The organism is Faecalibacterium sp. I4-3-84, assembly GCF_023347255.1.
Taxonomy (GTDB): domain Bacteria; phylum Bacillota; class Clostridia; order Oscillospirales; family Ruminococcaceae; genus Faecalibacterium; species Faecalibacterium taiwanense.
The window spans coordinates 15,258-27,035 of the sequence record NZ_CP094466.1 but is presented as its reverse complement, the minus strand read 5'-3'; the positions used below and the strand labels follow the sequence as shown (position 1 = coordinate 27,035).

General features: G+C 58.8%; 13 protein-coding genes and 1 tRNA gene. All 14 read left to right on the top strand.

Annotation, left to right across the window (positions count from 1 at the left end; genetic code table 11):
• Positions 1–32 precede the first annotated feature (32 nt).
• Entirely contained in the window at positions 33–350 is a 318-nt protein-coding gene (locus MTP41_RS00190; RefSeq protein WP_249235928.1) for a hypothetical protein, read from the top strand.
• Positions 351–359: 9 nt separating this feature from the next.
• Positions 360–521: a hypothetical protein gene (locus MTP41_RS00185; protein WP_249235927.1), complete on the top strand. Its 162-nt coding sequence runs from the start codon at positions 360–362 to the stop codon at positions 519–521.
• Positions 521–2,146: a DEAD/DEAH box helicase gene (locus MTP41_RS00180; RefSeq protein WP_097777833.1), complete on the top strand. Its 1,626-nt coding sequence runs from the start codon at positions 521–523 to the stop codon at positions 2,144–2,146. Before MTP41_RS00185 ends, MTP41_RS00180 begins: the two co-directional genes overlap by 1 nt.
• A gap of 5 nt (positions 2,147–2,151) precedes the next feature.
• Positions 2,152–4,386 carry an AAA family ATPase gene (locus MTP41_RS00175; protein WP_249235926.1) on the top strand — a complete coding sequence of 745 codons (2,235 nt, stop codon included), beginning with the start codon at positions 2,152–2,154 and terminating at the stop codon, positions 4,384–4,386.
• A 274-nt stretch (positions 4,387–4,660) separates the two neighbouring features.
• Positions 4,661–5,071, top strand: coding sequence for a RusA family crossover junction endodeoxyribonuclease (locus MTP41_RS00170; protein ID WP_097777835.1), 411 nt, complete (start codon positions 4,661–4,663; stop codon positions 5,069–5,071).
• A complete protein-coding gene (locus MTP41_RS00165; RefSeq protein ID WP_097777836.1) occupies positions 5,071–5,490 on the top strand; it encodes a hypothetical protein in 420 nt (139 codons plus the stop codon). Before MTP41_RS00170 ends, MTP41_RS00165 begins: the two co-directional genes overlap by 1 nt.
• A gap of 235 nt (positions 5,491–5,725) precedes the next feature.
• Complete coding sequence (locus MTP41_RS00160) at positions 5,726–6,220, top strand: terminase small subunit (RefSeq protein ID WP_097777837.1); 495 nt, start codon at positions 5,726–5,728, stop codon at positions 6,218–6,220.
• Positions 6,207–7,409 (top strand): PBSX family phage terminase large subunit, encoded by a 1,203-nt coding sequence (locus MTP41_RS00155; RefSeq protein WP_097777838.1) that lies wholly within the window; start codon positions 6,207–6,209, stop codon positions 7,407–7,409. Before MTP41_RS00160 ends, MTP41_RS00155 begins: the two co-directional genes overlap by 14 nt.
• Positions 7,409–8,839, top strand: coding sequence for a capsid protein (locus MTP41_RS00150; protein WP_249235925.1), 1,431 nt, complete (start codon positions 7,409–7,411; stop codon positions 8,837–8,839). The genes MTP41_RS00155 and MTP41_RS00150 overlap by 1 nt, the downstream gene beginning before the upstream one ends.
• Complete coding sequence (locus MTP41_RS00145) at positions 8,839–10,596, top strand: phage minor capsid protein (RefSeq protein ID WP_242959313.1); 1,758 nt, start codon at positions 8,839–8,841, stop codon at positions 10,594–10,596. Before MTP41_RS00150 ends, MTP41_RS00145 begins: the two co-directional genes overlap by 1 nt.
• The gene (locus MTP41_RS00140) at positions 10,593–10,790 is read left to right on the top strand and encodes a hypothetical protein (RefSeq protein WP_097775554.1); all 198 of its coding nucleotides are present in this window, start codon (positions 10,593–10,595) and stop codon (positions 10,788–10,790) included. Before MTP41_RS00145 ends, MTP41_RS00140 begins: the two co-directional genes overlap by 4 nt.
• Before the next feature lie 54 nt (positions 10,791–10,844).
• Positions 10,845–10,994, top strand: a complete 150-nt coding sequence (locus MTP41_RS00135; protein ID WP_179859675.1) for a hypothetical protein — start codon at positions 10,845–10,847, stop codon at positions 10,992–10,994.
• 71 nt (positions 10,995–11,065) lie between these two features.
• Positions 11,066–11,142, top strand: a tRNA-Lys gene (locus MTP41_RS00130).
• Positions 11,143–11,251: 109 nt separating this feature from the next.
• Positions 11,252–11,776 carry a phage scaffolding protein gene (locus tag MTP41_RS00125; RefSeq protein WP_249235924.1) on the top strand — a complete coding sequence of 175 codons (525 nt, stop codon included), beginning with the start codon at positions 11,252–11,254 and terminating at the stop codon, positions 11,774–11,776.
• The last annotated feature ends 2 nt before the right edge of the window (positions 11,777–11,778 follow it).

Genomic DNA, 11,778 nt, shown 5'->3' with positions numbered 1-11,778 from the left:
GAAGGAGTTTTATAATAAAGGAGTAATTACTTATGAACGACATGAATACCACCGACCGCGCCCTGAGCTGGGACGACGAATTTACCAACGAGCAGCAGGAGTTCGTGCTCCTGCCCGAGGGCGATTATGCCTTTGAGGTCACCGGTATGGAGCGTGCCCGCTTTGAGGGCAGCGCAAAGCTCCCGCCCTGCTCCATGGCAAAGCTGACCCTGAAGATCTTCGGCGGGGCCAAGGGCGACACTACCGTGACCCACCGCCTGTATCTCCACACCAAAACGCAGGGCCTGCTGGGCGCTTTCTTTGAGAGCATCGGTCAGTGCAAGCGGGGCGAGACCTTCCGCCCCCGCTGAAACGAGATCGTGGGTGCCCGGGGCTGGTGCAAGCTGGGCATCCGTGAGTACACCAAGCAGAGCGGCCCTCATGCAGGTGAGACCGGCCAGAGCAACGAAGTCACCCGCTTCCTGCCGCCGCCGGAACCCAAGGCCGCACCCACTCAGGGCTGGACGCAGGGGGCATTCTGATGGGGCAGGAACTGAGACCCTACCAGCAGCAGGCCCGTGAACGCATCCACGCCGAGTGGGAGAACGGCCACATACGCACCCTGTTGGTGCTGCCTACCGGCACTGGCAAGACCATCGTGTTTGCATCGGTAGCTGCCGATCAGGTGCGCGCCGGTGACCGGGTGCTCATTCTGGCCCATCGCGGTGAGCTGCTGGAACAGGCAGCGGACAAGCTGCAGCGCTCCACCGGCCTTGTCAGCGCGGTGGAAAAGGCAGATGCCACCTGTCTGAATACATGGTTCCGTGTGGTGGTGGGCAGCGTGCAGACCCTGCAACGCACCGCCCGGCTGGAACGCTTTCCTCATGATTACTTTGGCACTATCATCATCGACGAGGCCCACCACGCCATTACCGACGGATACCACCGCATCCTCGACTACTTCGGCAGCGCCAAGGTGCTGGGCGTGACCGCCACGCCGGATCGCGGCGACATGCGCAATCTGGGCGAGGTGTTCGACAGCCTTGCCTTTGAGTATAAGCTGACCGATGCCATCAAAGAGGGCTATCTGTGCAGGATCATGGCCCAGACCATTCCGCTGAAGCTGGACATTTCTTCTGTCACCATGAGCGGCGGGGACTACGCCGTGGGAGACCTCGGCACTGCGCTGGACCCCTATCTGGAACAGATCGCCGCCGAGATGGCCCAGCGCTGCAAAGGCCGCAAAACGGTGGTGTTCCTGCCCCTCATCAAGACCAGCCAGAAGTTCCGCGACCTGCTGAACTCCCATGGATTCCGTGCCGCCGAGGTCAACGGCCAGAGCACCGACCGCAAGGAAGCGCTGGCGGATTTCGATGCAGGCAAATACAACGTGCTGTGCAACTCCATGCTGCTCACCGAGGGCTGGGACTGCCCGTCTGTGGACTGCGTGGTGGTGCTGCGGCCCACCAAGGTGCGCAGCCTGTACAGCCAGATGGTGGGACGCGGCACCCGGCTTTCCCCGGACAAGACCGACCTGCTGCTCCTCGACTTTTTGTGGATGACCGACAAGCACGAGCTCTGCCGCCCGGCGGATCTGGTCTGTGAGGACCGCGCCGTGGCCCGGCAGATGACCGAAAATCTGGCCGAGAGCGGCTGCCCGCAGGACATCGAGGAAGCAGCCGTACAGGCCAGCGAGGACGTAGTGACCCAGCGGGAGGAAGCCCTTGCAAAACAGCTGGAAGAACAGCGCCGCAAAAAAGCCCGTCTCGTGGACCCCCTGCAGTACGAAATGAGCATTCAGGCTGAAGACCTTGCCGGATATGTGCCGGCCTTTGGCTGGGAAGCAGGCCCGCCCAGCGCTGAACAGACTGCTGCTCTTGAGAAAATGGGCATCCTGCCGGACGCTGTAGAATCTGCTGGTAAGGCTTCCCTGCTGCTGGACCGGTTGAACAAACGCCGCGCTGAAGGCTTGACCACACCCAAGCAGATCCGCGTGCTGGAACGTTACGGTTTCCAGAGCGTGGGCACGTGGAGCTTCGATGCAGCCAAACACATGATCGACCGCATTGCGGTGCAGGGCTGGCGCGGCGTGCCCAAGGGCGTGAACCCAAAGACTTACACTCCTGCACAGGAGCCGCCCACATCAGACATTGACTTCGGATGGTAACGCGAATGGAACATGAAAATGAACTCACGGAAGCATTGGACTTCGTATCCCCGTCCGCCCTGACCTATGACGAATGGCTCATGGTGGGCATGGCCCTGAAGGATTCCGGCCTGCCCGTTACCCTCTGGGAACAGTGGAGCACCCGCGATGCGGGCCGCTATCACAAGGGCGAGTGCGTCAAGAAATGGGAAAGCTTTCACGGCGGCGGGGCCAGCCCCGTCACCGCAAGCAGCATTTTCCAACTGGCCTACTCCCACGGATGGAGCGGCCCCGCAGGCCACGCTTTGGACTGGAATGATGATATTTCTGCCGGCACCGGCGCACAAACCGAGGGCTGTCTGGTAGACCCACGCTGGGTGGAAGCCCATGAGCTGGCCCTGCCCGAAGAGTGGCACCCCGCCGACCAGCTCAAGCGCTACCTGCAAGCCCTGTTTGAGCCGGATGAATATGTGGCCTATGTGACCGAAAGCTTTATGGCCGCCGACCGCCGCCGCCCTGCAAAAGGCAGCTGGACCCGCACCGCAGGGCAGCTCATCACCGAGCTGGATGCCTGCGGCGGTGACCTCGGCAAGGTGGTGGGCGACTGTGATCCTGAAGTAGGTGCATGGATCTGCTTCAACCCTGTGGACGGCACCGGACGCAAGGATGCCAATATTACTGCCTATCGCTACGCCCTCGTGGAGTGCGACAACATGGAGCTGGGCAAGCAGCAGGCTATCATCAAGCAGCTGGAACTGCCCTGTGCGGCGCTGGTCTACTCTGGCGGCAAGAGCGTCCACGCCATCGTGAAGGTGGATGCCCCGGACTACGCCGAGTACCGCAGGCGTGTGGATTATCTCTATTCCGCCTGCCAGAAAAACGGCCTGACCATCGACCAGCAGAACCGCAACCCTTCCCGCCTTTCCCGGATGCCCGGCATCCTGCGCGGTGACAAACGGCAGGTGCTGCTGGAAACGAACATCGGGAAATCCTGCTGGGATGAGTGGCGCGACTGGCTGGAAGCGGAGACCGACGAGCTACCCGAGACCGAGAGTCTGGCCGACGACTGGGAGAGCCTGCCCCCGCTGGCCGATGCCCTCATCACCGGGGTGCTGCGCAAGGGCCACAAGATGCTGCTGGCAGGCCCCAGCAAGGCGGGCAAGAGCTTTGCCCTCATCGAGCTGTGCATCGCCATCGCCGAAGGCACGCCCTGGCTGGGCCGGTTCTCCTGCGCACAGGGCAAGGTACTGTACATCAATCTGGAGCTGGACCGGGCCTCCTGCCTGCACCGCTTCAAGGACGTGTACACCGCCCTCGGCCTGCCCCCGCAGAACCTGCGGAACATCGACATCTGGAACCTGCGCGGCGCGTCCGTGCCCATGGACAAGCTGGCCCCAAAGCTCATCCGCCGGGCTCAGAAAAAAGGCTACACCGCCGTGATTCTCGACCCCATTTATAAGGTCATCACCGGCGACGAGAACTCTGCCGACCAGATGGCAAAGTTTTGCAACCAGTTCGACCTTGTGTGCCGTGCGCTGGACTGTGCCGTGATCTACTGCCACCACCACTCAAAGGGTGCCCAAGGCGGCAAGCGCAGCATGGACCGTGCATCCGGCTCCGGCGTGTTCGCCCGCGACCCGGATGCCATGCTGGACATGACCGAGCTGGTGCCCACCGATGCCATCCGGGAACAGCTGCATAACAAAGCCGCCTGCCGCGTGATCAAGGCCATGTTGGACAAACGCGGTCATGCGGATGCCTACGGCTTGGATGATACCCTCAGCCGCCACCGGATGCTGACCATCGCAAAGGAAAAACTGGGCCTTGCAGATCTGCGGGCCATCGATGCTGAGGTCGCGGCCGCTGAGAAAAAGGCCGACGGCATGACCGCATGGCGCATCGAAGGAACCCTGCGCGAGTTTGCCCGCTTCGACCCGGTGAACCTGTGGTTCGACTACCCCGTGCACAAGCCGGACACCGGCCTGCTGGAGGACCTGCAGCCGGACAGCGATTTCAAAACGCTGGGCAGCCGCGGTGCCGCCAAGCGCTGGGGCGATAAAGGCAAGGTGACCAAGGACAAAAAGGCCGAACTGGACACCGCCTTTGAAGCCTGCATGATGGACGGCGAAGTTACCGTCTATGCGCTGGCCGAGTACATGGACCTGAAGCCCCGTACCATCAAAACCCGTTTGAAGGACGATGGACGGTTCTGGATCGATGGCGAGAAAGTGGGACGCAAGGAACCCGGCAGCGCAGGTTAAACATTTTGTAATAGCTTCAATTACAGCTTGTTGTAAAAATGCAGAAATAGCCGCTATTTTGCACGACAGGAAAAACTGCAATTTTGCAGTTATAGCCGCTATGACTGCAGATTTTGCAGTGCAAAATAGCCTATATATAATAGCTAAAACTGCAACTGCAATTGTGATGGGGTCTCCCGAAGGATGGGGCGACCACAGCCCCCATCCATTCGGGGAACCCTCCCCATCACGTTGGCGCTAAAACCCGAAAAAAAGAAAAAACGAGGTGAACCCCATGTACACACAATTCTTTATTCCCATGCAGCCGCCCACCACTACCCACAACGCAAAGCAGCTGCACGCCTACATGAAGGGCGGGCAGCCGCACGCGGTGCTCCACGACAGCCCGGAACTGAAACAGACCCGCGCCAAGCTCCACGCCCATCTTGCGCCCCACGCGCCGCAGCAGCCCATTCCCGCAGGCCGTCCGGTGCGGCTGCTGGTCAAGTGGTGCTTCCCTGCCGAGGGCCGCAAAAGCGGCAGCTGGCGCACCACAAAGCCGGACACCGATAATCTGGAAAAAGCCCTCAAGGACGAAATGACCCGCCTGCACTTCTGGGCCGATGACGCGCAGGTGTGCAGCGAGATCGTAGAAAAATTTTGGTCGGACCCCTGCGGCGTGTTCGTCCGGGTGGAGGAACTGTAATGACCTACGAAGAGAAAAAGGCATGGCTCTGGAGGTACCGGACGGCCAAGCGGTTCGAGCTGCTCAAACTGGACGATCTGGCCACGCTGCAGACCGATGCCACCCACACCACCCAGCGCTTTTCCCCTGTGCCGGGCGGCAGCGGCGACGGACAGGCTCTGCCCCGCAGCGTGGAGCGCATCGACGAGGCCCGCCGGGCCGCTGAGGCGCAGTCTGCCGTGTGCGATGCCATCCGGGCCGAGATCATGGAGGTGTTCCACCAGCTGGACGATGAGGTGGATTTCATGATCCTGTTCCGGCGGTACATCCTGCTGGAGGACTGGCCAGACATCGCGGTCAACGTCCGCATTTCCCGCAGCCAGATGTTCCATCGCCACAGCGCGGCCATAAAAAGACTGGAGATCAAAAGTCCGGACTGAACCGGAGCGAACCGGACTTGATAATACTGTCAACCCCTGCTAAAATTTAAAATGCCGAAGCCCGCAGGAAAGACTTACTCCCTTCATCCCTGCGGGCTTTGTGCTGCCCGGCTGACACAGAGGATCACCTTTCCCGACCAACAGCCTGAATGCACCAGCCGGGCGTTTTTTGAATATTCCGCCGTTCGGATCTTCCGGGCGGCTTTTTGATTTTACGGCAAGAGAGGTGGTGAGGATGACCGACAAGCAGGATCGTTTCTGTGAAGAATATATGATCGACCTGAACGCCACTCAAGCGGCCATCCGCGCCGGATACAGCCTAAAAACCGCAAGAGAACAGGCACCCCGGCTGTTAGCAAATGTTAGCATTCAAAATCGCATTGCCCAGCTGCAGGCTGAGCAGAGCCGCCGGACCGGTGTATCTGCTGATCGTGTCGTTCGAGAGCTTGCCAAGATTGCATTTGCCAACGCCAGCGACCTGATCGACCCGGAGACTGCTTCTGTCAAACTGGATGCCTCCCGGGATGATCTGGCCGCAATCCAGTCCATCAAGGTCAAGAGCTTTGGCGAGGACGGTTTGGAACACGAGGTCAAACTTGCAGATAAGCTCCGAGCACTTGACCTGTTGGGCAAGCATTTAGGTATGTACAACGGAACATCCGATAATTCTGCCGATCAACTCAAGAAGGCCCAAGAGATACTGGAGGGAGTCAACAGTGTTATCGCCTAAGCAGCTGGAATACCTGTCTCAATGCAACCACCGTTGGAATCTAAAAGTTGGAGCAACCGGTTCCGGAAAAAGCTGGCTGGATTATGCGGTGGTCATTCCGAAGAGACTGCTTGCATTGCGTGGCGAAGGCGCTGCCGTTATGCTGGGAAATACGCAGGGCACCCTCAGCCGGAACGTTTTGGACCCTATGCGCGAAATCTGGGGCGAGGGGCTTGTGGGCACGATCAGCAGTGACAACACTGCGCGCCTGTTTGGCCGTCGGGTGCACATTCTCGGTGCAGACAGCAAAAAGCATGTGGCCCGCATTCAGGGCATGACCATCGAATACGGCTACGGTGACGAAATGACCACCTGGGACGAAGCTGTGTTCCAGATGCTGAAGACCCGCCTACGTTGCCCACACAGTCATTTCGACGGTACAGCAAACCCAGACAGTCCACAGCATTTTCTGAAAAAATTCATCGACGATCCTAAAGTGGACGTTTTCTGTCAGACCTCTACAATCAACGATAATCCGTTTTTGCCGACAAAGTTCGTGAATGATCTGAAGCATGAACTTGCTGGAACGGTCTACTATGACCGTTTCATACTGGGCAAATGGTGCAACGCTTCCGGCCTGATCTATCCGTTCTTTTCTCTGTCAGAGGACACCTACCTCTTTCACGGTGATGCTTCCCATATCGACGGGCAGTTTTATGTGTCCATCGACTACGGCACCCACAACCCCTGCAGCATGGGCCTGTGGGTCATTCATGATGGCAAGGCCCTGCGCATCAAGGAAAGCTATTTTGACAGCCGTGCCGAGCGTGTGCAGCGCACGGACGAAGAGCACTATGCCGAGCTGGAACGCCTGACCAAGGGCTATTACATACAGGCGGTGGTGGTTGACCCGTCCGCCGCTTCATTCATCGAGACCATCCGGCGGCACGGAAAGTATCTGGTGATCCCCGCTGATAACGACGTGCTTAACGGCATCCGCTGCGTGGCATCCCTGATGCAGGCCGGGCTTGTGACTATCCACGAAAGCTGCACGGCATCCCGCCGGGAGTTCGGCCTGTACTCGTGGGACGACAAAGCCAAAGAGGACCGCGTCGTGAAGGAGAACGACCACGCCATGGACGACATCCGCTATTTCTGCTATACGATACTGGCCCCGCTGATCCGCTGGGCAGACTGGAGACGAAAATAATGTTTGATAGACTGCTTTTCTGGCTGCGGGAGAAAGCGCGGCTGCTGTTCGGTGAAAATACCACTGTCAGCGCCAGCGTGTCCTACAGCATGGAGAATGCGATCATCCTGTGGGCGCAGATGTACGATACCGGCGGGCCGTGGTGCCACGGCGGCAAGAACGCCCTGCACAGCCTGAAGCTGGCCCAGAGTGTTGCATCGGAGCTGGCCCGTCTGACCACGCTGGAAATGGAATGCATTGTTTCCGGCAGTGCCCGCGCCGACAGCATCAGCACCATGCTGCAGCCTTTCATTGCAGATCTGCGCACCCCGGTGGAATACGGCTGTGCGCTGGGCGGCATCCTGTTCCGGCCCTTCCTCGATGCAGAGGGACGCATCCAGATCGATGCTGTGCAGGGGGATTGCTTCTGCCCTACCCGCTTTGATAGCTCTGGCCGCATGACCGGGGCTATTTTTTATGACCATCTGGTGCGCGGCAACCGCATTTACACTCGTCTTGAAGATCACGAGTTTTCCGGCAGCACGTACAGCATCACGGTCAAGGCGTTCCGCTCAATGACCAGTACAGACCTCGGCATCGAGGTGCCGCTGACCGATGTACCGGAATGGGCCGCGATCTCGCCGCACACCGAGTTCTCCGATGTAGACCGTCCGCTTTGGGGCTATTTCAGAGTGTCCAGCGGAAATTCCACTGATCGGCACTCCCCGCTGGGCGTGAGCGTCTATGCCGCTGCTGTTGACACCATCCATGATGCCGATGAACAGTATGGGCGGCTTCTGTGGGAGTATGACGGCGGGCAGCTGGCCCTTGACGTTGACCAGACCGCCCTGCGGCCCGACATCAACGGCGAGAGCGTTATGCCGCAGCGTGAGCAGCGCCTTTACCGTAACTGGTTGAACGGCAGCTCCGGGGCCAATGGCCGGAACCTTTACGAGGTGTTTGCCCCTGCCCTGCGCGATGAAAGTTATCGTCGGGGGATGGATGCCATGCTCAAGCGGGTGGAGTTCCAGTGCGGCCTTGCCTACGGCACCCTGTCCGACCCGCAGAACGTGGACAAGACCGCCGAGGAGATCAGGAGCAGCAAGCAGCGCAGCTACACTACCGTCAAGGATCTGCAGCGGGCGCTGGGCAATGCGCTGACCGATCTGGTATACTCCATCAGCAAGCTGCTGGATGCCCAGTGGAACAGCGGCGCAGCCGTTTCCCCGCCGGGCGACTGCAACGTGACCTTTGACTTTGACGATAGCATCATCTCCGACCCCAAAGAGCGCAAGCAGATGTATTGGGGCTACGTTACCGCAGGCAAGTTCCCGTTCTGGCGGTATCTGGTGGAGTTTGAGGGCTACAGCGAGGACGATGCCAAGGCCATTGCCGCCGAAGCGGATGCCGAGAACCGCAGCCCTGAAGCCCTCACCTTCGGGGGTGCCTGATGCTGCCGCCGTCTACCCTCGACCAGATGCCGGATGCCTTTGTGCAGCTCTGGCAGCAGGTCGAAGAGCAGATCCTGCAGGACGTTGCCCGGCGCATCGGCAAGATGGACAAAGTGACCGCTACTGCAAACTGGCAGCTGTGGCGCTACCAGCAGACCGAAGCGGTGCGCAATGATGTGGTGAAGCTGCTGGCCAAGTACACCGGCAAGAGCGAAACGGCCATCCGCAAGCTGCTTTTGCAGGCTGCGACCGAAGCCATGGAGCGGGAAGATGCGATCTACTACCACTACGATATGGAGCCGACCCCCTTTGAAGAGAGCGCCGCCCTGAACAATTTGCTGGATGCCGGTGCGCGGCAGACCTGCGGCACATGGCAGAATCTAACCGCCACCACGGCAAACACCGTCACAGGGGCCTTTGAGCGCACGCTGGACGCTGCATGGCTCAAGGTGAGCACCGGTGCCTTCGACTACAAAACCGCCGTCAAACAGGCCGTGGACAGCCTTGCAGACGACATGCCCATGGTCACCTATCCCAGCGGCCACACCGACAGCATCGAGGTGGCCGCACGGCGTGCCATCCTGACCGGTGTCAACCAGACAGCTGGCAAGCTGCAGGTGGCCCGCGCCGACGAGATGGGCGTGGAGTTCTTCGAGACCACCGCCCACGGCGGGGCACGACCTTCCCACGCTGAGTGGCAGGGCAGGCAGTTCCACCGGGGCGGCGCGGTCGATTACAAGGGCAAGCACTACCCGGACTTTGAAGCCGCCACCGGCTACGGCACGGGAGCAGGGCTTTGCGGCTGGAACTGCCGACACCAGTTCTTTGCCTGCTTCCCGGAGCTGGGCGACCCGCCCGCGTGGACGCGTGAGCAGCTGGAAGCCCTGAACGCCCGGAACATCGAGTGGAACGGCAAAAAGTACACCGCCTATGAGATATCCCAAATGCAGCGTGCCCGGGAGCGGAACGTCCGCCGCTGGAAAAAGCGGTATCTGGCCGAGGATGCTGCCGGGCTGGACACCACCGACAGCGCGGTGCGCCTGAGAGCGGCCCGCCAGAGCCTTGCAGAGTTTGCACAAGCCACGGGTGGCCGTGTTGACAGCGCCCGTGTCAGCGTGCCCAAGTTCGGCAGGAGCGAAGCCAGCAGGGCAAGCGCACAGGTGCGGAAGGCGGAGCCGCATAAGGTTCAAAGCACACGGGGTAGCGGCGGCGCATCTGGACAGAATGGAAAAACCGTGCGTAAAGTTTTGGGAAAGGTCGATACGACCAACACGAAACAGGTTGACGCGCTTAAAAATTCGTTCTGTTCTGGCTATGCAAAATCTGACGTTGAGCATATGATGGTCATTACAAAAGATGGCGAAGTCCATTATATGACCGACAACAATCCCAGAGGGGTTGACTGTTCGTATCTGGGTGGTAAACTGGAAGGTAGTTACAACATTCACACCCATCCACCGAAAACCACGCAATATTCTTTTAGCACAGACGCAGATATCCCCGGCGCATTCGCTGACGGTACTGCTGTCATGGAAGCGGTTGACTACAAATACCGCTATCGTTTTGTTGTACCTGAAAATATCACGTTTGAGCAGTGGGAAGCCGTGTGTGAGGAAGTTCGCGAGGAGCGAAATGCCGTAATGGAAAGCAGAGGGTATGGCTTCGATGATTATGAAGAAAATATCCAGCATGTCATTATTGACGAAACATGCCGCAGACTTGGCTTGAAGTGTTATCACAGGGAGAAGCGAACATGATTTATACTCTGGAACAGATTGACCAGCTCACAAAGGAAAGCGTCCGGCGTGAAAATGCGCTCATTGCTGAATATCGGCGTACACATACAGTCCCCGGCAGAGGGGTTATTTCTACTCCAGAAATTGATGCCGAGCGTGCAGAGCAAAAGCGTCTGTATGGGGAATACCTCAAAGCTCTTGCCAATAAGGATTAACCACCATCCACCCGGACGGTGGTTTTCTTTTGCCAATTTTTCAGGAGGTACACTATGGTTACTACTGTTCTTATTGTTCTGATGATCCTTGCCCTGCTTGAGATCGTTCTGCTGAACGGTGCCCGGCTGTTCTTCATGATTGCATCCGCCGTGCAGCAGGCGCAGGACGACAAATACACGCCGCACCCGCACCCCAAAAAGTAAGCTTTCATTCACGGAAATACCCCATTTTAACCACTATGTGCCCCGAAAAAGGCTTCATAGTGGTTTTTCATGCCGTTTTAGCTCATGTTGGCAGAGCACCGGACTTTTAATCCGGGGGTGGCGGGTTCAACTCCCGCAAGCGGCACCACAGCGGAAGGCGGCGCGTACCCCGTCTTGTCCCGTGCGGAATGAGAACCGCGATACAAAACAGCAGGGACTTATCCACCCAACAGACAAAAGAAAGGAGCACATCGCAAGTGAAACGCGAAGATGTGAGCAAGATCATTCCGGGTATCACCTCGGACCAGCTGGACAGCATCATGAACCTGCATGGCGCGGATATCACGGCCAAGGTGAACGAGATCACCACCCTCAAGGCCGAGAAAACCACCCTGACCGAACAGCTGTCCACTGCAAACAGCAAACTGGAAGGCTACGACCCTGAGTGGAAGGCCAAGGCCGATGCTGCGGCTCAGATCGCTGCCCTCGAAAAGGGCTACGCTCTGGAACGCAAGGCATCCGGCCTGAAATTTTCCAGCGAGAGTGCCCGCAAGGCATTTCTGACAGATGCCAAGTCCCAGAATTTTGCCATGAAGGACGGCGAGATTCTGGGCTTTGATGATTATGTCAAGGCTTTCAAAGAGAGTGATCCCAGTGCTATCCTGCCGGACGGCGGCATGGCACGTTTTTCCGCATCGGCGACCGGCGCACCCGGCCAGCCCGCAAACACACATGAGGCCGCAAATGCTGCATTCCGCGCAGCGTTCGGCCAGAAAGGTTGATT